Origin of the sequence: Butyrivibrio sp. FCS006, assembly GCF_000424525.1 — a bacterium.
Taxonomy (GTDB): domain Bacteria; phylum Bacillota; class Clostridia; order Lachnospirales; family Lachnospiraceae; genus Butyrivibrio.
Window position 1 is genome coordinate 85,573 of sequence record NZ_AUKB01000014.1, and the last position, 21,863, is coordinate 107,435.

At 41.7% G+C, this 21,863-nt stretch carries 24 protein-coding genes; 2 read left to right on the forward strand and 22 right to left on the reverse strand.

What is annotated here, in order from left to right; translation table 11 throughout:
- Positions 1-13: 13 nt before the first annotated feature.
- From G633_RS17630 to G633_RS0106520, 7 genes are all read right to left on the reverse strand, one after another.
- A complete protein-coding gene (locus G633_RS17630; protein WP_051200018.1) occupies positions 14-937 on the reverse strand; it encodes a ketopantoate reductase family protein in 924 nt (307 codons plus the stop codon).
- A gap of 1 nt (position 938) precedes the next feature.
- A complete protein-coding gene (locus G633_RS19720) occupies positions 939-1,838 on the reverse strand; it encodes a methyltransferase family protein (protein WP_081664705.1) in 900 nt (299 codons plus the stop codon).
- On the reverse strand, positions 1,832-2,437 hold the full coding sequence (locus tag G633_RS0106500; RefSeq protein WP_026519432.1) for an L-2-amino-thiazoline-4-carboxylic acid hydrolase: 606 nt from the start codon (positions 2,435-2,437) through the stop codon (positions 1,832-1,834). Before G633_RS0106500 ends, G633_RS19720 begins: the two co-directional genes overlap by 7 nt.
- 117 nt (positions 2,438-2,554) lie before the next feature.
- Complete coding sequence (locus G633_RS0106505) at positions 2,555-3,175, reverse strand: class I SAM-dependent methyltransferase (protein WP_026519433.1); 621 nt, start codon at positions 3,173-3,175, stop codon at positions 2,555-2,557.
- A gap of 3 nt (positions 3,176-3,178) precedes the next feature.
- A complete protein-coding gene (locus G633_RS0106510) occupies positions 3,179-3,943 on the reverse strand; it encodes a class I SAM-dependent methyltransferase (RefSeq protein ID WP_026519434.1) in 765 nt (254 codons plus the stop codon).
- Complete coding sequence (locus G633_RS17640) at positions 3,933-4,187, reverse strand: Fur family transcriptional regulator (protein WP_035770830.1); 255 nt, start codon at positions 4,185-4,187, stop codon at positions 3,933-3,935. Before G633_RS17640 ends, G633_RS0106510 begins: the two co-directional genes overlap by 11 nt.
- A 1,361-nt stretch (positions 4,188-5,548) precedes the next feature.
- The gene (locus G633_RS0106520) at positions 5,549-5,746 is read right to left on the reverse strand and encodes a hypothetical protein (protein ID WP_026519435.1); all 198 of its coding nucleotides are present in this window, start codon (positions 5,744-5,746) and stop codon (positions 5,549-5,551) included.
- A 462-nt stretch (positions 5,747-6,208) separates the two neighbouring features.
- Here G633_RS0106520 and G633_RS0106535 point away from each other — a divergent pair, with 462 nt between their 5' ends.
- Together G633_RS0106535 and G633_RS0106540 are read left to right on the forward strand one after the other, a co-directional pair.
- On the forward strand, positions 6,209-6,505 hold the full coding sequence (locus G633_RS0106535; protein ID WP_026519436.1) for a DUF6110 family protein: 297 nt from the start codon (positions 6,209-6,211) through the stop codon (positions 6,503-6,505).
- Positions 6,506-6,536: 31 nt separating this feature from the next.
- The gene (locus G633_RS0106540; RefSeq protein ID WP_026519437.1) at positions 6,537-8,612 is read left to right on the forward strand and encodes a heavy metal translocating P-type ATPase; all 2,076 of its coding nucleotides are present in this window, start codon (positions 6,537-6,539) and stop codon (positions 8,610-8,612) included.
- A gap of 332 nt (positions 8,613-8,944) precedes the next feature.
- Here the strand turns inward: G633_RS0106540 and G633_RS0106550 are convergent, their stop codons facing one another.
- From G633_RS0106550 to G633_RS0106630, 15 genes are all read right to left on the reverse strand, one after another.
- Positions 8,945-9,865 carry an alpha/beta hydrolase gene (locus tag G633_RS0106550; protein ID WP_026519438.1) on the reverse strand — a complete coding sequence of 307 codons (921 nt, stop codon included), beginning with the start codon at positions 9,863-9,865 and terminating at the stop codon, positions 8,945-8,947.
- A 377-nt stretch (positions 9,866-10,242) separates the two neighbouring features.
- Positions 10,243-11,514: an ATP-binding protein gene (locus tag G633_RS0106560; protein ID WP_026519439.1), complete on the reverse strand. Its 1,272-nt coding sequence runs from the start codon at positions 11,512-11,514 to the stop codon at positions 10,243-10,245.
- 154 nt (positions 11,515-11,668) lie between these two features.
- A complete protein-coding gene (locus G633_RS0106565) occupies positions 11,669-12,460 on the reverse strand; it encodes an NAD-dependent epimerase/dehydratase family protein (protein ID WP_026519440.1) in 792 nt (263 codons plus the stop codon).
- Between the two features lie 47 nt (positions 12,461-12,507).
- On the reverse strand, positions 12,508-12,909 hold the full coding sequence (locus G633_RS0106570; RefSeq protein ID WP_026519441.1) for a hypothetical protein: 402 nt from the start codon (positions 12,907-12,909) through the stop codon (positions 12,508-12,510).
- Between the two features lie 150 nt (positions 12,910-13,059).
- A complete protein-coding gene (locus G633_RS0106575; RefSeq protein ID WP_026519442.1) occupies positions 13,060-13,698 on the reverse strand; it encodes a hypothetical protein in 639 nt (212 codons plus the stop codon).
- Between the two features lie 35 nt (positions 13,699-13,733).
- Positions 13,734-14,174, reverse strand: coding sequence for a hypothetical protein (locus G633_RS0106580; RefSeq protein WP_026519443.1), 441 nt, complete (start codon positions 14,172-14,174; stop codon positions 13,734-13,736).
- Between the two features lie 82 nt (positions 14,175-14,256).
- Positions 14,257-15,201 (reverse strand): DUF6017 domain-containing protein, encoded by a 945-nt coding sequence (locus G633_RS0106585; RefSeq protein ID WP_026519444.1) that lies wholly within the window; start codon positions 15,199-15,201, stop codon positions 14,257-14,259.
- Between the two features lie 68 nt (positions 15,202-15,269).
- Positions 15,270-15,635 (reverse strand): replication initiator protein A, encoded by a 366-nt coding sequence (locus tag G633_RS0106590; protein WP_026491487.1) that lies wholly within the window; start codon positions 15,633-15,635, stop codon positions 15,270-15,272.
- Positions 15,636-15,637: 2 nt separating this feature from the next.
- Positions 15,638-16,549, reverse strand: a complete 912-nt coding sequence (locus G633_RS0106595) for a ParB/RepB/Spo0J family partition protein (RefSeq protein ID WP_026519445.1) — start codon at positions 16,547-16,549, stop codon at positions 15,638-15,640.
- A complete protein-coding gene (locus G633_RS0106600) occupies positions 16,512-17,324 on the reverse strand; it encodes a ParA family protein (protein ID WP_026519446.1) in 813 nt (270 codons plus the stop codon). Before G633_RS0106600 ends, G633_RS0106595 begins: the two co-directional genes overlap by 38 nt.
- Complete coding sequence (locus tag G633_RS20385; protein ID WP_330363339.1) at positions 17,317-17,796, reverse strand: DUF6462 family protein; 480 nt, start codon at positions 17,794-17,796, stop codon at positions 17,317-17,319. The genes G633_RS0106600 and G633_RS20385 overlap by 8 nt, the downstream gene beginning before the upstream one ends.
- A gap of 354 nt (positions 17,797-18,150) precedes the next feature.
- Entirely contained in the window at positions 18,151-19,719 is a 1,569-nt protein-coding gene (gene lysS, locus G633_RS0106615) for a lysine--tRNA ligase (RefSeq protein ID WP_026519447.1), read from the reverse strand.
- A gap of 87 nt (positions 19,720-19,806) precedes the next feature.
- Positions 19,807-20,292, reverse strand: coding sequence for a transcription elongation factor GreA (gene greA, locus G633_RS0106620; RefSeq protein WP_026519448.1), 486 nt, complete (start codon positions 20,290-20,292; stop codon positions 19,807-19,809).
- A gap of 87 nt (positions 20,293-20,379) precedes the next feature.
- Positions 20,380-21,372: a tRNA dihydrouridine synthase DusB gene (gene dusB / locus G633_RS0106625; protein ID WP_026519449.1), complete on the reverse strand. Its 993-nt coding sequence runs from the start codon at positions 21,370-21,372 to the stop codon at positions 20,380-20,382.
- Positions 21,373-21,385: 13 nt separating this feature from the next.
- The gene (locus G633_RS0106630; protein WP_022769847.1) at positions 21,386-21,856 is read right to left on the reverse strand and encodes a DUF6145 family protein; all 471 of its coding nucleotides are present in this window, start codon (positions 21,854-21,856) and stop codon (positions 21,386-21,388) included.
- Positions 21,857-21,863: the final 7 nt, after the last annotated feature.

The window sequence follows — 21,863 nt, forward strand, 5'->3', positions numbered from 1 at the left end:
TCTTCCCCCTGTTTTATATCAGATATCCGTTGGTATCCCTCTCAAGGTCTGTCCACGGCTTTGGGATATCGCCGTATTTCCTAATGTATTCCTTGAAATCTCTGTTGAGCGCACTCATCTCATCAATTGCATTCATTGCGTGGTCAGAGGTGCAGAGTTTTCCAAGTTTTGTTGCGAAAATGAATTGGTAAAATGGGGTATATTTCTTCTTGAATTTTGGATTTCTAAAGTCTTTATCAGAATCAGGCATAATTTCATGCCCGTTGTCTTCCAAAACTGTATAAGCCGCAATAGTTGCATCCATGATCCTATTGATGTAGGCTTTGTCACGCTTAAGCTTTTTTATATCACCATTTGCATAATAACAGGCAAAAGCTATTGGTATTACTGATGCTGCATGGCATAAAAGCCAGTCTGCCATGTTAGATTCATACACAACTTTAAAGTTTGTTCCGGAGAATACATTTCTTACAAAATTCTCCTGCGAGGGAGTCCCCTTAGTATTTCCAACTGTTATCTTATTCAGTGACACTGATCTGATATAGCTCTTTTCCCTGTGCCCGGCAGACATTGCAAATGCAAAAAGAACTGACTTCTTCGATAGTGCTTTTGTGAGTTCGTCTGTCTTGAGATTGTTCCCAACAAATACAATGTTTCTGGAAGCATTGTCTTTAAGAGGTTGAACAACACTATCTATCTGGGTATATCTGACCACCACAAATATAACGTCGTATCTATCATCCGATCTCAACCCATCAATCACAGGTATCTTCACATTGGTCTTTCTACCGAAATAATTATGAATACTAAGCCCATTTCTTTTTATCTCTTCATACCATTTTCCACGTGCAAGAAGTGTGACATCTTTTCCCTGCCTGTACAAGTTGCTTGCAAGATTTCCCCCCAACACTCCTGCTCCATAAACAAGTATTCTCATATCATTCCTCTCTTTTAAAGGTCACAAAGATGAGCCCTGCAAACAGAGCACATAATACTGCTCCTGTCAGCATCCATAGGGATAATCCATAATCAGTATTTGAAAGGATTCCATATATTGAAATAGGGATTCCAACTAGTCCGCCCAGCGACAATGCTCCAAAGCCCCTGTGCAGCCTTGCCGCTGTAAGGATGCGGTTAAGCCCTGCCGCCCTCTCACTAATTAGTTCCAACACGCCAATCATCATGAAAATGGCTGCTATGACAGAAAGTACGGCATACATATTCGCCTCTTGCCTCAAACATTTCACTGTACAAACAATCCATATTATCCAGCCTGCATTCCCCGGCAAATCATATATCATCCACTTAGCTGTGGATATCTCCGTTCTATATATCCCAATGCCAGGTTTCCACGGGATGCATCTGTTTACGTTTTTCTTATACTCAGCGTACTCCTCACCATATAAATCCAAAAGCCACTTCTCTTCCGTTTTTATAAGTGCAACTGTCATAATAATCCAGTCAACTATCGGAAAAAGTAGCAGCCATGCATTATGCCACATAAGGGTAATCCCAGATAGTGCAAACCACCAGCCGCTGTACATCGGGTTCCGTACCCATGAATAAATGCCATTGGTCTGAAGCCTGTTCTCTGTTATAGAATCATCCATATCTGACCGGACAGCTCCTATATACCATACACCGATTCCCATTATTATGAGTAATGTACCAACCACTCGTAAAATAAGTATCCATGAATCATACAGAATTCCTATCTTAAGCACATAGCCAAACAAGATAATTCCTATTACATTGACCATAGCAATTCCATAAACAATATATGGCCCGACTCCAAAGAGAGGGAGTTTCTGCCCTTCCTTCATGTAGTTCTTTAACATTTTCTGATCACCTCATCATGGCATGACAGACCGTCTGACAGATCCGAGTGCCTGATAAACTCTACGTGCCGTTTAAGCCCTGAATAGGCTCTTGTATCTGTATTGCAGAATATTTTGCAAAGCCCTCTTATGCCATATGTTTCAAACATTTCTACATACATACATTTTGAAATTCTGTATTCGACCTTGTCCCTTGTGACATTGAAGTAATCGTAAGTTATGCTGCCATCAGCTACTCGCTTTTCATGGTCACCAACATTCCACTTCCTTGCTATGTCAAAGCTGTTAGGAAGTAAATTGATTATTGCAATTATCACATTGAAAAATGTCCTTCTTGCTACAAAGCCGGAATTAATAGTGTCCATGATTTCACTGTCTGATAGCCCAAAGTTCTTTAGTTCCAGGCACATTGCGATAACCGCATATACATGCGGAGTACTTGTTGATGGATAAACATTATGCTTCTTGAAATTATCTGAAGCATACATCTCTGACAGGCGAACAGCATATACATCTGCCTTGGCATCTATATCTTTCACCCCTGCTTTTACCAGCGCTTTTCGATATATCTTTTGATAGGCTTTTATCTTTTTGTTCATCCCTTATCCTCCGTCTTTACTGAGGATTCGCTATCTTATCAGGTACTTCTTAAGCATTATCGAAAAGAGCTTCAGATAAGTTCCTTTATACTTCATCATAACCGCGCCATCTACTCCTTATTTCTTTGCAATGACTGTAATCCACGGTTTACTCTCATGATGATCTGACTTAACCTTTGAAAAACCCGCTTCTTTCAGAGCCCCTTCGATTTCTTCTACTGTATGACACTTCATGCCATCAATGATGCTCTCAAACTGGAGACTCGCCTTATCAGTTCCATCAGACTCATTTACAATCATGAAGACTCCACCAGGCTTAAGTGCCTTGTTTACCTCTGAAAAGCATTTCTCAAGTCCCGGCCAGAAATAAATGGTCTCAAAAGCTGTTGCAAGATCATACTGCTCATTCATGTTCAGATTAGAAACGTCGCCCTGCTGAACCTTGCAGCGTCCCTTCTGTATCATGCCTGTGTTGTAAGCTGCTGCTTTTGCAACCGAAACATCTGAATAATCAATCGCCGTAACCTTAGAAGATGGATACTTCCGTAGCAACTCATGTGCATTTCTTCCACCACCGCATCCAACTTCAAGAATTTCTTCCGGTACAATAGTTTTTAAATGTGCCATTCCCCAGTCTGCCATCTTCGCGTGCCCACTGTTCATGCCATTGACCATCATCTGTCCCAGGAAACCTTCCGGCTTTCTTGTCTGACTTACAAAGTTTTTAAAAAGGCCCATAAATCATTTCCTCCCCACAAGAATCGCAGAACCTGTAAGAGCCATCCAGATGGACTCCCACTTGCTCATGAACATACCGTTAGTAGTATCAACAAGTTTTACTTCTTCGTATCCCATATTTTTAAGCTTTTCTACAAAGCTTTCCATATCTCCATATTTTGCCTTGGACATAATATCGTGAATAGCAAATGTTCCGCCCTTCTTAAGGATCCTTAGTGTTTCAAGAAGAATCGCCTGTCTGTCCTTACTTGGTATGTTGTGATATACATAGTTGCTTGTTACTGCATCAAAAGTCTCATCTGCAAAATCAAGCTTACAGGCATCGCCCTGCTGAAAAGATGTGTTATTTACACCTTCAGCAACAGAATTACTTTCGCAGAGACTCTTGCTGAATGAAGCATACTCTTTCCCCCATCTGTCTATACCAATTATCTGAGCGCCTGGATTTTTCTTTGCACAGGCAATACTTAGAGCCCCGCTTCCACATCCAACATCGAGGCATTTACCGCCATCCGGGATTTTTACATAGGATGAAACACCTTCTATTATCTGCTTAGACATCTGACGTGTTCCGTTATAGGAAAATGCCCTGTACATCAGGTACATCCACAAAGATATCAAGGCAAACAGCACAGTTAAAATCAGCAATACCTTTCCCACTATTGAAGCAATACCTACGATTACTGTAACAAAGCATATTGCTGCAGTAATTCCAATCGTCCCAAGTACCATCCCTTTCGGCATCCAATTCTTGTAATCAGCCTTCATCGCCATTCCTCCTATGTTTGATCATATCTATCCTCTCAATTACTCCGATATCTTCCAGCACATTTATCATGCGGTATACCGTAGCTACTCCCACAGAAGGATCTTTGCCTCGTACAATACAGCAGATATCCTTGCAGCTGGCTCCGTCATTATCCGCAATGACATCTGCAACTATCATTCTCTGTCTGGTTATTTTCATACCGCTCTCTTTTAAAGCCTCAACAATCTGCTCATTATTCATCATGCATCATTTCCAGCCAAACATTATTTCGTTAGTTTTAGCTAACCCATTCTCAAAAGAAAAGCCCGCACTAACCGGGTGTTTTTAATAGATATTTAATATCATGAAAATAATTATCAGTTATCTCAAATGTTAGCATACGCTAACTCCATTTTCAATAGTACTTCAGTATTTTTTCTGTCTCATCTCCTACTCTTATTCAGCAGGATCTATTGCCCCACTCATCAAGGAACTTCAATATTAGCTTAAAGCTGTCCTGTCTGGCCTCCTCGCACTCTTTAGAATTTTTTTCTCAGCCGGAAGCATATGATTTAGAGCCCATTTGGCATAACCGGACATTTCATCAAGCCCGTCAGTAAGTGCATGGCTTGCTTTATCATATATTCTCTAATGTACATCTTTCCATTCTTTCAGCCTTTCTCGAATGATTGTCCTGACAAACCCATGCTTTTGCTCATTTTAAGTTACTTCTATTGTAATGCCTTTGCCATATCCAAATTTCAGAACATAGGAAAAATGCCGCATTGGCAAGATGCGGCATTTCAGGTAGAAGATTTCTTATGACTATTTATATCATTTTGTTAGCTATACCTAACGCAGAAGATGTTAGCCACACGCTAACGCTCATTGTCAATCCATGAAAATAAAAAGTTTTCTCACCTTATCGCTGTCTTTGGAAATTTTATTCAGAATTGAAGAGGTAAGATTTTTTATCCTCGGGACTCATCCTCCCTGACTCATTTTGCTAACTACTAGGAGTCATTTCACCTGACTCAACTTCTTTACTCAGCGCTTCTTACTCGGAGTCAGCAAAGCGTTTTTTCTCACAAGCACGAAGGCGTCTATCCTTCTTTTTTCTTGCATATTTCACGCTTTATTTCTTATGAACCTCTCCTTATGCTTCAAACTAGGGATTTTTTGATGCACACCGTATCCCGTAGATAGCATATTTACTTGAGTCTTACGTATGACTCCGATAAAGGTTCTTCTTTTGACTCCAAACGTAAAAAAAACGGAACCTATCCCGAAGATAAGTCCCGTTTTTGAGTCCCATTTTTTTGAGTCCAGCGTATGAGTCCTGGATAAAAGATTTTGCCCTTTTGAGGCTAAAAGATTTTCACAGGAACACAGGTGCAGATAAACACCTGGATTTATAGCAAAACAACTATTCAATAATTGGTAAATCATTATATTCCGATATATCTTTCTTAATGGAGCATATGAGACTTGACCTGATAATTCAATACATACCAATAACTATTATCAGTCCGTTATTTCTCCTCCAGTATTCCAGTCTTTCGCATTAACTGCATCTACTACCTTTCCTCAAATTATTAGGGCAGCCATTATGACTGCCCATCAAATCATAGATTTATTAAGTCCTTGTATTCCCTGCTGTTTTGGATAAACACGGGAAATTTCTCGTGGCATATCGGCTTCACAGAATGAAGGATTACAATCCCCGCAACAAAAGCTGCACCTATGACCAGTTGAAGTACCTTCTTGATATATGTTAACATTATTACTTTTTCATTTTCTTTTCCGAATTCATAGTAGGTCATAGGTTATTCCTTTTTGTACCCGGTAATAATTGCTAATATCATGCATATTACTGCCGCCCATGCAAAAAACTTATGATATTTCATAAAGACCTCCTTTATTTTTGAGACATTTTATCAACACCAATCAATGACGAATAATCGTCATCCACTAATATGTTAGCACTCGCTAACTCTAAAGCAAAGACATAATCGTCGTTTTTATGCATATCCATGCCACCACATTATTGATAAAAATTCTCACTCGTTAGCTGACTCTACACTCCCTATACTGTTTTATAATTGTTGCAACAAGGCTTAAAGGTCATAAAGTGATTATGCTTGCATAAATCGCTTTATGACTTTGAGGCCACAAAACATGAGGAAGTAGCATGAAAATGCGGATTCCGAATGTTTATAGAATTGCGAGAGTTTCAAAGAAACAGAGCAATTCGTGTTGCAATCACAAACTTAGGAGGACTATTTATGATCAATTGGAGCACAATAGGAAAAGTGGCATGCGGTTTCGCACTTGGTACCGCAGGAGTGAAGCTCCTCTCCAGCAAGGATGCCAAGAAATGCTACACACATATAACTGCCGCAGCATACAGATGCAAGGATACATGCCTTGAGACCTACACTAACATCAAGGAGAACTGTCAGGATATCAGTGCTGATGCAAAGGAAATCAATGAAAAACGATATGCTGATGAAAGAGCAAAAGAAATAGAGGATGCAAAGGCTGTTCTGGCAAACGCTGAAGCTGAAGCCGCTAATGCATAAGACATAAGTAAGCTTAGACGAAAGGCATACTATGAATTGTAAAATATTGCATGAAAATGGGGGACGTATGCGTGTACACATTGCTGTACGCCATATGTCTTCTTTTGAAGCTGATAAGATCCAGTATTATCTTTCCTCACTTCCTTTTGTAAAAAAGGCTGATGTAAATGAACGGACTTCAAATGCCATAGTTTTCTATGACTCTTCCTGCAGGGATGATCTGATACAGGCGCTTTCTGAATATAGTGATAGAACAGAGATTACTGTGCCCGAACACACAGGCAGGGAACTCCGCATCGAATACGAAGACAGGATGTTCTTTCACATTGCGAACAAGCTGGTGCGCAGATTTATCATTCCCTTGCAGATAAGAAGGGTGATAATTTATCTAAAGGCTATCCCTTACATAATTAAGGGGCTTAAGTGCCTACTCTCCGGAAAGCTTGAGGTTTCTGTTCTTGATGCAACCAGTATTGCTGTATCACTACTTAGGGGCGATCACGCAACAGCAAGCAATGTGATGTTCCTTCTTAAAATGGGCGAGATGATGGAGGACTGGACTCACAAAAAGTCCGTCGATGACCTGGCAAGGGCCATGTCCCTGAATGTAGACAAGGTATGGGTGCTTTCTTCTGACGGTCAGGAAGTCCTCTCAAATATCTCTGATATAAAAGAAAACGACAGGATAGTTGTCAGAACCGGCACCATGATTCCTCTTGACGGTATAGTCCTAAGCGGTGACGCCTGCGTCAATCAGGCCTCCATGACCGGTGAATCAGAACCTGTCCACAAAACAGAAGGATCTCTTGTTTATGCCGGAACAGTAATTGACGAAGGTGAACTTGTCATAACCGTACAGAAGGCACAGGGGCAGGGAAGATATGACAGGATCGTAGCCATGATAGAGGAATCCGAAAAGCTCAAATCCGAATCAGAAGCAAAGGCCGCTCACCTGGCTGACAGACTTGTTCCCTATACTTTTGGTGCCACACTCCTCACCTGGTTATTTACCAGAAATGCCACCAAGGCCACATCAATCCTTATGGTGGACTTCTGCTGCGCATTAAAGCTCGCCATGCCTATTTCAGTACTCTCAGCAATGAGAGAAGCAGGTGATCACAAGATATCTGTAAAAGGCGGCAAATTCATGGAGGCTGTGGCTGAAGCACAAACAATAGTCTTCGACAAAACCGGGACTCTGACTCATGCTACTCCTAAAGTTGCCAAGGTTGTCACTTTTGGCGACAATGACGAAGATGAGATGCTCCGCCTGGCTGCATGCCTTGAGGAACACTACCCTCACTCCATAGCCAACGCAGTGGTAAAAGCTGCAGAAGTCAAAGGTCTTACTCATGAAGAGAAACACACCAGAGCTGCCTATATCGTTGCACATGGCATTTCCAGTACGATTGACGGTAAAAAGGTATGTATAGGAAGCCATCACTACATCTTTGAAGACGAAAAGTGTATTGTTCCAAGTGGATTTAGTGACAAATTCGATTCTCTTCCACCTGAATATTCGCACCTATATATGGCTATCGGTGAAGAGCTCGCTGCAGTAATACTTATCGAAGATCCACTTAGAGATGAGGCTTCTTCAGTAATAAAGAGATTGAAAGAGATTGGTTTTGAAAATGTAGTTATGATGACCGGAGACAGTGACAGAACTGCCAAGTCGGTTGCAGAAAAGACCGGCGTGACAAGATACTTCTCTGAAGTTCTTCCTGAAGACAAGGCTGAATTCATAAGAAAAGAACATGAAGCAGGCAGAAAAGTAATCATGATAGGTGACGGTATCAATGACTCACCTGCTCTTTCAGAGGCGGATGCCGGAATAGCAGTCAGCACAGGAGCTTCCATTGCAAGAGAAATTGCAGATATAACCATCTCCTCTGATGATCTTGGAGCTCTTTTGACACTTAGAAATCTCAGCACAGAGCTGATGCGAAGGATCAACCTGAACTACAATTCCATTATCGGGTTTAACTCCTTTCTGATAATCATGGGTATGTTGGGTATCTTCACCCCAACCACTACAGCATTCCTTCACAACGCATCTACCATAGCTCTCAGTATGAAGAGCATGACAAATCTATTGGATGATTGACACAAAGCAAAACCTCGTAACGGCAACTACGAGGTTTTCTTTATTTCTTTACCCTGCCAGTTGCAGCATGTTCCGGGAAGCAGCATAAGCGTCTTCCCATCCATTTTTCCCATTTCTTCAAATGTCATCGTTCATTCCTCTTTAGAGTTAGCACATGCTAACTAAATGATAACATCTCTCATTGAAACCATCGCGAATATTCTATGTGTGTAGTTTCTTTACAGTATAGAAATGCTCCTTATAAAAAAGGCAAAGTACGCCAAATCATATAACCTCCTTTGCCTTTTGATACAATAATAACACAATTAAAGATTACACAAAAAATTGAAAATTCACCATTTTCTCAAAATCCTGCTAAGCTTCCTATCAATATCAATTCTTGTCTCCTTGCATTCCTTTGGATATTGTCTAGCTGCCTTGAACATGAATTTTACAAGCAGTCCTGAGACCACCGGCAACATAGATCTGAGCATCGACTCTGGAAAAACAAAGTGAGTTCCATGTTCATATAATAGAGATTCCCATTCACACTCATGAGGGATTTCCGATAACCTCTTTTCCATGCGCCTTATGTACTTACAGGTATCCCAGAGTACATCGTCTTCTGCACCCACCAAAACTATCTTGCCATGGATTCTCTCTACTTTAATCTTTTCATCTTCCTGAATAGGGTGTCTTTTCTCAGATTCATCAAACATCTTCCTGGACGCAATCTTATCGCCACCCTCTTTGGACTCTTCTACTATCTTCTGCCAGTACTCGGGATGTCTGTATGCATATGGAAGATAAGGCAGAGGTTTCCCTTTCCAGCTGACACTTGATTCATTATCTCCAGGCCTTTCATGTGCTCCATCTTTTCCGTCCTGATAAAAGCCCTCCATCACAAAGTCAGGTGGGCTCATAGCAATGGTAAGCGCGATCTCCGGGTAATATGAAGCAACAACAAGAGCCATCATTCCTGTTGTGGACGCTCCTGCAATCCCAATCTTCTCAATGCCCTTGCTCTTAAGAAAAGATATAGCATACCCAAATCTTTCAAGTGGATAATTGTGATGCCCATAGTCCTTCTTATCCGCAGACATGCAAAGTGCATGACAACCATTATCAACAAGCCATTTAGCGCCACATCTGGCCATTCTGTCTTCTGAGGAATCACCAAGCATCAGAATTACTCCCTTTTTACTGTTCTCAGGTCCTCCATAGTATGCACCTATAAATCCATCATTATCCAAAGTAAACACTTGCTTTTTCATCGTTCTACTCCCAAATCCTCAGGCTTCTTCATACAGTTAAAGACCGCAATGCTCTGAACATTAGAGACCTCCACCTTATCATACATTCCTTCAAGTCTTTTCCTAAGGCTCTCCCCTCCCGTTTTTACATATGATTAATTCAATAATACCATTTCAAACACAGAGTTAGATTCTTGTCATGACTGCATATAACACAGCATATATTGCAGTCCACAATCCCCTTTTAAAGCTCCATTCTTTCATTGCAAACTCCTCCTCATCTACAGTGTTAGTTTCCGCTAACTCGATTATAGCACATTAAAGAAAAAGAACGCGCCAACATATAGTCAGCACGTTCTATAAGCCGTGATAATTATTATCTTCAATATAATATTCAATCAGAATGCTGCCCCCATAATAAACTTATAAACAGGTATCACTTCCATAGTAAGTCCATCTTTTGTAATCGTACGTTCTTCCTCATTAGTAACTATAATAAGGCGACGTATTCCCTTTGTTTTCTCTGAAAAAGATACAAGACTCTTAGTCTCTCTGCCTTCTGCCGTTTCTAAACTGTAGGCAACCTGAATTGCGCAATCTTCTTCAGGAATAAAGAAATCAATATCTATTCCCGTCTGCGTGGATTTGAAATAATACACTTCTTCGTCAAACCTACGCTTTAAATATACCGCAACTGCATTCTCTAATAGCGCTGATGGTTTATCTACAAGGAACAATGACAAAATGCCATTATCATAAAAATAAAACCTTGGAGTGCTCTCTTTTTCTGCAAACTTCGAGACATAATTCCTGTTTCTGAACAGGAGATATGCGTTTTCAGCGTACGAAACGTAGTCAATCATCGAATCTGTTGATGTCTTAATTCCTGTTGCTTTTACATTCCCTGCCAGCGTATTGAAAGAAATTTCATGCATTACTGTTTCAGCTATTTTCTTTATCATAAGCCTGAGGGCCATCTTATTATTTACTTTTTCACGCTCTATAATGTCTCCAAGGAGAACCTTCTCATAGACACTCTTAATATATTCTCTTTTGTTGGATAAAAGCTGCGCTTCAGGAAAGCCACCACTCAAAATATATTCCTGGCATCCTCTGCGAACTTTGGCAGCTTTAGAAGTTGTCAGAAATGCCTTTTCATCATGAGCTATCTCCTTGTAATCCAGTGACTCACTAAGAGAAAAAGGCATGATCATTTTGGACAAATATCTGCCTCCAAGAGCCTTTTCCATTTCAGAGCTAAGCATCTTAGCATTGCTTCCAGTAATGTATACGTGCTTTTTCTGATCAGCCATTCTTCTGGCAAAATGTTCCCAGCCATCAATAATCTGAATCTCATCAAAGAAATAGTATATCTCTTTGGCATCCGTGAGCTCATAAGCAGTCTCTATGATGTCATTAAAGTCATCCTTTGAAAACCCCAAAAGTCTGTCATCCTCGAAATTGACATAAATTATCTGAGACCAGTCGCATCCTGCTTCAACAAGTTCTCTGGCTATTTTATATAAAAGTGTCGATTTTCCCGCTCGTCTAAGCCCGACAAGAATATAATTGACATTCTTTTCGAAGTCATAGTCACGTTCTATGATTTCAGCACTTTGAATTATCTCAATCTGATCAAAAATGACCCGTTTCAATATATTATGATTCATGTCCGCCTCCAGTTATCATATTGGCACGATAATCTATATTGATTTTATCTCGTGTACACGACAAAATCAATAGTATTTATCTTATCAAAAAGACAAACATGTAATTCCACAGAATTCATATCCTTGTGACTGTGAGTTAAACTGAAATATTATCTTACAACCAGCCGATTCTTGTCTTAAGAATCCGTTTCCTTAAGCTGTTGTCTAAATAATATATGTTTTCTTTTTCCTCATTTGCTACAATACAGCTATCATCCCATCCATATTTTCGACAAAGAGCCTTGTTAAATGCATAATGCGATACTGGTTTTTCCTCAGAAACATTAAGAATCCCGACATAATCATTTGTAGTCAGTTCAATAATTGCATCAGCTAATTCATTCACATCAACGATACTGAATTCAATATTATTGGCTCTGATATATATCTCTCCGGAGTCCACATGTTTTTTCAATGCAAGACTCCTATTATCCATTTCTCCAAAAGGATCAATGCCATAAATACTGCCAGGACGAACAATACAATAATTCGGCAACTTGCGGATAACTTGCTCAGACTTTATTTTTCCATTGAAGTAATGATGATTATAGCTTTCTTCCGTCCTAAGAAATGGTTCAACGCTTTCAGACATGTTTTTCTCATAGGCAACTGAAGTAGACACAAATATAAACCTTTTAGAACCTACGGCATCACAAAGGGCAGGCATCACTTTTTCAGCAATCTCTTCCTCACGTTCATGATTCATCACTGTCCAGATAATAACGTCAGGCTTATATTCCGTCACGAGAGCAGTCAGGCTGCTTATTTCGAAAACATCCAGTTTAATATAATCTCTATTTTTATTATTCTTGCTGTACGTTCCTAATACTTCATTACCACTATTCTTTATTTTCGAATAGATAGTGCCCCCAAGGAACCCACTGGCTCCCAAAATCAATACTTTCACACTTTCACCCCATAGTAAGTTATCCTACTGGAATTATATTGTTTCCTTTAATGCCCTTCAATATTATCTGGGAAAGGTGCATCACCATATACTGTAATGATATAGCTCCCATCTGTCTTTTCCAGCTCACGATACTCGTATTTTGCATCAAATATGCGGTCCACTTCATCTTCAGCCATGTCTGAATTGAATGTGACCATGGACTCACACTCGACATGGTTACCTGATCCAGAAGTGTTTCCGGTAAAAGAATGTGAGTCAACAATAGTTGCATCTTCTATAAACTTCTCTATATATGCCGTCAGCTCTTTTGTCTGCTTATCAGTTGCTGCATGATTAGCCACATATCCCACTACCTCTATCACTACAAATAGCGCTATAAGAAGAACCGGAATCGCCACTATCGTAATTCCTATCCCAGCAAGAATCTTGCTTATTAACCTTTTCATTCTCCACTCACCTATCATCTTTTCCGACAACTTATGGATTATCATACCTTTTTTCAGACAAAAATAAAATAGCTCCGGACATCAACTAATCAAATCTTGATTCCAGAGCCATTCTCCATTTCACTTTTCTTCTGACTCAAAGCCGGCTTTTCATGCCGTCACTCTATCTCTTATCACACTGCCTATTGCTGTAACAATCATAGCTATGCAAATTACGGCTATTCCAATCCTGTCATAAATATTATAGATTCCTTCAGAGAACTTAATCTTGACGAACTTCTCCCAGATTGCACCGAGAATTACAAGCAAGGTAGCCCCAACTGAAGCGGCATACATACATGCCACAACCAAACTGGCAAGTATGTTTCTGCAATCATCCCTGTCGACTTTGAGGGAGTCGCAGTTGGAAACTAATATAAAATAAGTCACAGCCAGGTATGCAACGGTCACAAACGTGGCTTTCTGCCAAGATGCACATTCGAATAAACTGTAACTTAGGCCCATGATCAGGTCAACGAACATGAGGCAGGAAAACACAATCATCGGTCCACTGGTCTGCTGATTAAATGTAAGGAGCGCTATTAACAACTCTATCACAACAATAAGTGTTATCACGCTGAGTTTAGTTTCTCCGGGAATAATGTCTTTAAGCCCTGGAAATACCAGAAGAAGGAAAAGAGATCCTAAGAGCCCTGACATAAAAGGTAATGCCCTTAGAATACCAAACAACAGTATAAAGATCACTCCCAATGCTATGACCAACAGAATTTCAAATATTCCCGCTATCATTTATGCCTCCATTCTATGGCCAAAGCACCTGGCCATTATTTGCTGTTTTTCTTTTGTTTATACAGTTTATTACAGTAGACAGCAGCTCTTGAAGCAGATTTGAACTCTTCTACACCGTTTCTTTCAATCACAGCCCTCTCGATGCCTTTGGCATTTCCCTGCTTGACTGCTTCTGTAAACATCTTGCCAAGACGGGATCTGACCTGGGCCGGTGACTCTTTTATGTCGTATTCAATAAGAACATCGTTTACACCTGCGAAGGTCGGAAGATCTGCCAGGACAAATTCTGCTTTCATTGTCTTGGCCTCAGCGATCATGTTGTTGATGGCAAGTGTATAGTCGTAGACAGTTCTTTTGCCGAACCTCTCTTCCAACATATCGCAGATGTAGTAGTTGACTGTTACGTTCTCCTTCTTGGCTGCTTTCTCGATCTGATCATATAATTCCTGTGTGATTGCTAAATTAACTCTTGGCATATCATTGTCCTCCATGAGTGTTGTTTTATGTTCACTTACAGTTAAATTATATGAGTGTTGTACAATGTTGTCAATATAACGATTATGTGCCATACATGTTGTGGTTAACTTCTGCCTGGTAGTAACTGCTCATGGTTGAAGGAGCATTAAACAGGGCTGCCAGCATGTAGTTCTTGATGTGGGTGATCTTGGTGGTGTTGCTCTTTAGGCAGTCGATTACGTACTCAAGGTGCATGTGGTTGAGCTTTAAGAACTTGGACTTCACCAAATCCTTGGGATACTCATTCTTGGCAATCCAGATTGTCTTCCGGGTGGAAAGAACTGTCTCAAGAATCAGGTCAAAGACTCCCTCAAGATCATCCCTGTATTCCGGATGACGCTCTATCATGGTATCCATATCGAGGTTTTCCCTAAGGATCTCATAATATGCTCTGTAGTCATCATTCAGATCAGGCTCCATCGATGTGATATGATTTGTTATTTTAACTAAGTTAGTATTATTAGTATTAATATAATTAGGGTTGGTTTTTCCCATGTCTAGACCTTGGTTTTTCCCATCTCTAGACATTGGTTTTTCAAAGGTCTTGACCTTGGTTTTTCCCATGTCTGAAACTTCATCATTTTGTTCAGACATTGGTTTTTCCCGGGTCTGAACTTCTTCTGGATCTTCCTCAACGAAGTCCTTCAGGTACAATAAAGCTGCCTTTCCCTGGCCCTGCTTCTTGCGTTCCATGAGCCCTATGGCCTCCAGCTCCTTAAAAAGATTTATAGCCTTATTCTCCTTACAGCCCAGCATTTCCATGGCTTCCTGCTGTGAATATATGATAAATGCCCTATTTTCGCTATCTATCCACTTGTTCTTCTGCGAAATTGACATTCTATCCAGCATCAGACCATACAGAATCTTGGCATCAGAGCTCATGTTTCTGAATATCTTATTTGTAAAAAGAAGCTTAGGCAGCCTGTAATAAGCATGCATTTCAGATTCCTGACCATAAAAATAGTCAAATGTTATCTTGTCGCTCAAAGCTCTTTTCTCCTCCATTCAATGACTTTCTACGACGTCCTATGACGTATAGTGGTGCAATATTTGCACTACCCAATCAGTTGAAAAATCTTTTGTCTGTTGAAATTCTTGACGTAAATCTTATTGGGCTTTCCCTTTTCCTGTAGTCGCAATATAAGTCCAATATCCTCAAGCTCTTTCATACAGTCGATTACTGTGTGCCTGGAAAAGCCAATGTCTTCTTCCAATTTTCTCAGTGGATAAAGGATATACACCCGGTTCTGCTCATCATACCAGCTGTGCCTTTTGGCTTCACGCATTCTGTCGAGAAGCACGGCGTACATAAGCTTGGCTCCGGGAGACAGGGAAGAAAACACCTTCCCTGTCAGAAGCTCCTTGGGAATCTCCACCGAAGCAAACTGTGCTGACTGCGCACCATAAAAGTATTCCATCATTATTAAGTGTCCTCGCTTTCATGAGTTCTTTTCCATTCCTCCAGTAGGCTGATCATGATCCTCTCGATCTCAGACTGAGAGTAGTAGGCAGGAAAATACTTGTTGAGCTTTCTTTCGTTAAACGTAACTTTCTTCTTAATCTGAGGAGTGGCTCTCTTCTGTATAAGGATGTCTATCATCTGTTCCTGGGTGAGAGAGTCATCATCACGATATTGACGGAGATCCATGAGCTGTTCCTGCTTAATCATGCCGTTTTCATGGATGTATTCCCAGAGCCATTGTTGGTAGGTGTGGTTGAAATATGATATTTCGCCAGCAACAATAAAAGAAAGCCTTCCCTCATCGACCATATCTAATAATTTGGGTAATAGATAAGTAAGCCTTATATACCTATGCACCTGAGATCTGCTTATTCCGGCTGAATCACCTATATCTTCTCCTGTATTTAACTTTGTCGCATCATGCGACAAGGTTAAGTCAGTGCGAAAACCTTTATGCTTCATTGCATCCATTTTCATTTTGAAAGCAAATGCTTTTTCACTGGGCAATACCTCTTCCCTCTGCATATTCGCATTAACCATGGCAATAGTCGCATCATCATTAGTCATTTCCTTAATGATTGCAGGAATCTTCCTTAGTCCGGCTCTTTTTGCAGCGTGAAGACGTCTGTGTCCTGAGATCATCTCATAATTGCCCTCATCATCCGGTCTTACAAGAACCGGAGTGAGAACACCGCTTTCCTTGATGCTCTCCACAAGCTCATCCATTTTTTCATCATCTACCACTCTGAATGGATGATTCTCAAAGGGATAAATGGTCATAACATCCAGATCTACAGTTCCCTCCATACTTGGAACGCCCAGGAGCTCATCAATACTAGATAGCTTTACTTTCTGTCCAACTCTTTGTGCCATTGTCCATTACCTCCCTTATGAATGATGTGTAAGCAAATGCTGCTTTTCCTTTTGGATCATATACGTAGAGACTGCTTCCCGAAGCGCTTATTTCAGCAGCTCTGACTGATAACGGGATCTCTGTCTCAAAAACATTTATACTTGATGAATAAGCTTCGTAAATCTGAGCAGAAATGTCTTTTGCATAATTGGTCCTGTTATCTACCATAGTGATGAGAATTCCATCGATTTCGAGCTTGGGATTGAGCTGACGCTTTACTCTTCCAATTGTCTTTATAAGCTGTTGCAGGCCCTTTACAGGAAGATATGCAGCCTGGCACGGAATGATTACTGAATCCGCACATGCAAGGGCATTTATGGTCATCATTCCAAGAGAAGGCATACAATCAATAATAATGAAGTCATATACTTCTCTGGCCTTGTCTACGTACTCTTTAAGGATTGTCTCCCTGCTGATAACTCCGGTCATGCTGATTTCTAAACTTGAGAGTTCTATATTTCCCGGCATAAAATCTACACCTTCAGGATGATGGATGAGGCCTCTTGTTACATCTACAGGCTCATCATTGATAATACTCACAAGCGCTGTGGCAAGAGAATAATCCAATCTGTCCGGTTCATCACAGCCAAGACTGATTGACATACTGCCCTGAGGATCCGCGTCGATCATAAGGACCTTATAGCCTTCTCTTGCAAGACCAATACCTAGATTTACGCTGGTGACGGTTTTTCCCACACCGCCTTTCTGGTTTGCTACGCTGATAACCTTACTCATAAAAATCGTCCTCCTCCCAACATGATTCTATAAACTCATCAATTTTTTCCGTGTTACACAGAACAACTCCTCTGACCTTCCTTGTGGCTCTTGCATCCTTGGCCAGCTTTTCGAAAGTATGAAGCCCCATTGAGTAGAGCTCAGCGCCTTCCTGGTAACGCACATATTTCTTTTTTCCCTTTTTAACCATTTCCTCCAGGTTAGGGACAATTCGTCTTTTAGGCATTTCCTTGTTCTCCTTTACCGTTTCCTCGTACCGGCAATTATCTTCAATAAATTTTTCATAGATGTCCTGATCTACCAGTACCCGTTGTCTGATCATCCTATTGGCCCCTGCTTCCTTTACTGAGTTTACGAAACTCCAGTAAGGAATGCTGTAGAGCCTTGCACCATCTTCATATGTGACGAAGTTATGCAGTTTTCCCTTGATATACTTATCAAGATCCGGTGGAGAATTTGATTTGTGAACCATCTTGTAACCTCCTTTTGGGTGTTACGAGATGTAAAACGAATGAAATGAACTAAAAGATAAAAAGCCACATCTCTCTTTGAAAAGAAATGTGGCTTAAGATGCAGATTCTGTTTTAAAAGATTGCAAATTTATCAAAAATACGCCGCTAAAACTGTTACAAAAAATAAACCGACTATTCCTCAGGGCCTTGACCAACCCCAAAATTCGTCATAGCGCGTCCTTTGATTTCTCGATTATTATCCATAGAACGTCGTATAGCTCCGTAGGAGTCCAATGAAGGAACTGTCAAAAAGTTGCCTGATTGGACGAATATGGACTCCTATGGATTCCCTGTACTTTCTAAGACGCACTATATTACTTGCTCGACTTCAAGGTCGGGAAGAGCAAAACATCCCTTATGGTAGCACTGTCAGTTAACAGCATGCAAAGTCTGTCGATACCGTAACCAATACCACCTGTAGGAGCCATACCAACTTCGAGGGCGTTGAGGAAGTCCTCGTCTGTGTGCTCAGCCTCTTCGTCGCCGGCTGCTGCGTTGGCATCCTGGGCTGCGAAACGCTCACGCTGGTCGATAGGATCGTTGAGCTCTGAGTATGCGTTGCACATCTCCCATGTGTTGATGAAGAGCTCGAAACGCTCAACCTTCTCAGGATCTGTAGGCTTCTTCTTGGTAAGAGGTGAAATAGCAAGAGGATGATCCATGATGAATGTAGGCTGGATCAGGTTCTTCTCGCAGAACTCCTCAAAGAAGAGGTTGATGATATCGCCCTTGGTGTGGCGGTCCTCAAACTCGATGTGGTGCTCCTTGGCAAGAGCCTTAGCTTCCTCATCTGTCTTAACTGTATCGAAGTCGATGCCTGCGTACTTCTTGATGGCATCGTTCATTGTAAGACGCTCGAAAGGCTTGCCGAGGTCGATCTCGTTGTCGCCGTACTTGATAAGTGTTGTACCGCAAACCTTCTCAGCGAGGTAACGGAACATGGACTCTGTAAGCTCCATCATTCCTTCATAATCTGTATATGCCTGGTAGAGCTCCATAAGTGTGAACTCAGGATTGTGTCTTGTATCTACACCCTCGTTTCTGAATACACGGCCGATCTCATATACTCTCTCAAGGCCGCCAACGATAAGTCTCTTAAGGTAAAGCTCAAGAGAGATACGAAGCTTACGCTCCTCGTCCAGTGCATTGTAGTGTGTAAGGAAAGGTCTTGCTGCTGCTCCGCCTGCGTTCTCAACAAGCATAGGAGTCTCAACTTCCATGAAGTCTCTGTCAGCAAGGAAGTTACGGATCTCACGAAGGATAGCACTTCTCTTCTTGAAAGTCTCCTTAACCTCTTCGTTCATAATAAGGTCAACGTAACGCTGTCTGTATCTGATCTCTGTATCTGTAAGTCCGTGGAACTTCTCAGGAAGTGGCATAAGAGACTTGGATAAAAGAGTCAGCTCTTTTACATGAACTGAAATCTCACCGGTCTTGGTTCTGAAAGCAAAGCCCTTAACACCGATGATGTCACCAATATCCATCTTCTTGAAATCAGCATAAGCCTCATCTCCAAGATCGTTTCTTGAAACGTAGAGCTGCATGCGTCCGTCTCTGTCCTGAAGGTTAGCAAAAGATGCCTTACCCATTACACGCTTGCTCATCATACGACCTGCCAGGGATACAAGCTTATCTGCAGGGATATCTGACATAGGAACTACTACTGCCTTGCCCTCTTCGTCTACAGGAGCTACAAACTCGAGAGCCTCGAAGTTATCTCTTACCTGCTGTGTGTGATGTGTCTGGTCGTATTTAACGATCTGGAAAGGATCTCTTCCCTGAGCCTGGAGCTCAGTAAGCTTATCTCTTCTTACCTGGCGAAGACGTCCAACGTCCTCTGCAGGTGCATTCTGCTGATTGTTCTGCTGATTATTCTCTGCCACCTTTTTTCCTCCGTAATATGTGTCTTTCATATTGTACAAAGAGCCGACGAATTGCTATCGCCGGCTCGTGTTATCTAAAGTCTCTTATCAGACCTCTGATCTCTGAATGCCAAGTACCTTATACTTGAAGACGCCAGCCTGTGTCTCTACAGAAACTGTCTGTCCCTTCTTGGCACCGATGAGTGCCTTGCCAACAGGTGACTCGTTTGAGATCTTGCCCTTAAGGCTGTTTGCCTCTGATGAACCAACAATCTTGTATTCAATCTCCTCGTCGAACTCAAGATCTTTAAGCTTAACTGTGCATCCGATGCTGATCTTGTTTGTATCAACATCTGAATCGTCGATAACTTCTGCATTCTTGAGGATCTTCTCGATTACCTCGATCCTTGCTGCGATATCGCGCTGCTCATCCTTAGCTGCGTCGTACTCAGCGTTCTCTGAAAGATCGCCCTGCTCTCTTGCTTCCTTGAGCTTCTCAGCAACCTCTTTAAGCTTGACTGTCTTAAGCTCGTGGAGCTCGTCCTCGTACTTAGCAAGTCCTTCTTTAGTTAAAATGTTCTTCTTAGCTTCCATAATACTCTGCCCTACCCTTCATAAAAAGATATATCTGAAAAATAGTTAATTTCATTTTTTAACTTTGCTATTATACTGTTTATTATTTTATGTGTCAACACTAGGCGGGAGCATTATTTTACCGCATGCTTCTTTGAGTGTATCCATGTCCGTCATCTGGTTTATCTCGTTCCTGAACCTGGCACTTCCGGGCATTCCATAGGTGTACCAGGACACGTGCTTACGCATCTCGCGGATTCCGATGTACTCACCCTTGTACTTGAGCTGCATATCGGCATGCCTTATGACTGTGTCGTAGACCTCTTTCCTGCTTGGCCTCTCACAGGCTGCGCCTTTCTCAAAAAAGCTTTTGATCTCCCTGAAGATAAACGGATTGCCCTGGGCTGCCCTTGCCACCATGACTCCGTCGCACCCTGTCTGCTCAAACATAGCCTTGGCGCTCTCTCCGTCCACCACGTCTCCGTTACCGATGACAGGGATCTTCACAGACTCTTTTACCTGTCTGATGATATCCCAGTCGGCCTTACCTGAGTAGAACTGCTCTCTTGTTCTTCCGTGAACAGCCACAGCTGCTGCCCCTCCGGCTTCTGCTGCCAGGGCACACTCAACGGCGTTAACGCTGTTTTCGGTAAAGCCCTTTCTTATCTTAACTGTAACAGGCCTGTCGGAAACCTGAACCAGTGCCGACACTATTTTTTCAATAAGGGCCGGATCCTTCATAAGAGCAGAACCTTCGCCGTTACTTACAACCTTCGGCACGGGGCATCCCATGTTGACGTCTAAGATGTCGTAGGGCCTGTCCTTGATCATCTCAACTGCCTGCTGCATTATCTCTGGCTCTGAGCCAAAGAGCTGTAGCGAAACCGGATGCTCGTCCGGATGGATCTCCAGCAGCATGTTGGTGTTTCTGTTCTTATAAATAATAGCCTTGGCGCTGACCATCTCCATGCACACAAGGCCGGCTCCCATCTCGCTGCAGAGCACACGAAAAGGCAGGTCGGAAACGCCTGCCATGGGTCCTAAGATTATGTTGTTATCAAGTGTTACGCTGCCAATCTGCAGCTTACCGTATCCTGCCATAAAGTCTTTCTAATTAAAACGCGCCGTTTTCTTCTTCCTCATCCAATGCATCTGCAGCCTTCTCGCCCAGCACATAAATCTTATAGTAGATTCCAAGCGCCTCGAACAGGTCCTGTCTCTTTCTCCTGACCTCACCCACTAAAAGCCCTGCTGTGATCTCGTCGTAGGTGATATCTTCTTCATCAGCATTGGTCTCGATTGAAACGCTGCCGTCCTCCTCGAAGACAATGGTAAAGATACCGCCTGCCTCCTGGGTAAAGAGCACACTTATGATGTTGAGCTCTTTCTTGATGCTGTCCGGGATCTGCTTGAACAGCGGGTTAAAATAATACTTCTGCTCGTAGGCGTTGGCTCCGCACAGAACTATCCTTCCGCCTGCTGCCTGCTCAAAGACACGTCCCTTGTTGGTCTTTTGCATCTCATCTATATGGAGGTCTTCCTCAAACTCTTTGTTATATTCTTCTTCAAATTCCTTGGCACTCATTAAATAA

Excerpts from the sequence above, each read along its gene's own strand:
- G633_RS0106550 (WP_026519438.1), bottom strand. The coding sequence starts at position 9,865 with ATGAAAAAGCAAGTGTTTACTTTGGATAATGATGGATTTATAGGTGCA.
- G633_RS0106500 (WP_026519432.1), bottom strand. The coding sequence starts at position 2,437 with ATGAACAAAAAGATAAAAGCCTATCAAAAGATATATCGAAAAGCGCTG.
- G633_RS17630 (WP_051200018.1), bottom strand. The coding sequence starts at position 937 with ATGAGAATACTTGTTTATGGAGCAGGAGTGTTGGGGGGAAATCTTGCA.
- G633_RS0106540 (WP_026519437.1), top strand. The coding sequence starts at position 6,537 with ATGAATTGTAAAATATTGCATGAAAATGGGGGACGTATGCGTGTACAC.
- G633_RS0106560 (WP_026519439.1), bottom strand. The coding sequence starts at position 11,514 with ATGAATCATAATATATTGAAACGGGTCATTTTTGATCAGATTGAGATA.
- G633_RS17640 (WP_035770830.1), bottom strand. The coding sequence starts at position 4,187 with ATGATGAATAATGAGCAGATTGTTGAGGCTTTAAAAGAGAGCGGTATG.
- G633_RS0106535 (WP_026519436.1), top strand. The coding sequence starts at position 6,209 with ATGATCAATTGGAGCACAATAGGAAAAGTGGCATGCGGTTTCGCACTT.
- G633_RS0106510 (WP_026519434.1), bottom strand. The coding sequence starts at position 3,943 with ATGAAGGCTGATTACAAGAATTGGATGCCGAAAGGGATGGTACTTGGG.
- G633_RS0106570 (WP_026519441.1), bottom strand. The coding sequence starts at position 12,909 with ATGAAAAGGTTAATAAGCAAGATTCTTGCTGGGATAGGAATTACGATA.
- G633_RS0106505 (WP_026519433.1), bottom strand. The coding sequence starts at position 3,175 with ATGGGCCTTTTTAAAAACTTTGTAAGTCAGACAAGAAAGCCGGAAGGT.
- G633_RS0106520 (WP_026519435.1), bottom strand. The coding sequence starts at position 5,746 with ATGACCTACTATGAATTCGGAAAAGAAAATGAAAAAGTAATAATGTTA.
- G633_RS19720 (WP_081664705.1), bottom strand. The coding sequence starts at position 1,838 with ATGTTAAAGAACTACATGAAGGAAGGGCAGAAACTCCCTCTCTTTGGA.
- G633_RS0106580 (WP_026519443.1), bottom strand. The coding sequence starts at position 14,174 with ATGCCAAGAGTTAATTTAGCAATCACACAGGAATTATATGATCAGATC.
- G633_RS0106595 (WP_026519445.1), bottom strand. The coding sequence starts at position 16,549 with ATGGCACAAAGAGTTGGACAGAAAGTAAAGCTATCTAGTATTGATGAG.
- G633_RS0106600 (WP_026519446.1), bottom strand. The coding sequence starts at position 17,324 with ATGAGTAAGGTTATCAGCGTAGCAAACCAGAAAGGCGGTGTGGGAAAA.
- greA (WP_026519448.1), bottom strand. The coding sequence starts at position 20,292 with ATGGAAGCTAAGAAGAACATTTTAACTAAAGAAGGACTTGCTAAGTAC.
- G633_RS20385 (WP_330363339.1), bottom strand. The coding sequence starts at position 17,796 with ATGGTTCACAAATCAAATTCTCCACCGGATCTTGATAAGTATATCAAG.
- dusB (WP_026519449.1), bottom strand. The coding sequence starts at position 21,372 with ATGGCAGGATACGGTAAGCTGCAGATTGGCAGCGTAACACTTGATAAC.
- G633_RS0106630 (WP_022769847.1), bottom strand. The coding sequence starts at position 21,856 with ATGAGTGCCAAGGAATTTGAAGAAGAATATAACAAAGAGTTTGAGGAA.
- G633_RS0106575 (WP_026519442.1), bottom strand. The coding sequence starts at position 13,698 with ATGATAGCGGGAATATTTGAAATTCTGTTGGTCATAGCATTGGGAGTG.
- G633_RS0106590 (WP_026491487.1), bottom strand. The coding sequence starts at position 15,635 with ATGATGGAATACTTTTATGGTGCGCAGTCAGCACAGTTTGCTTCGGTG.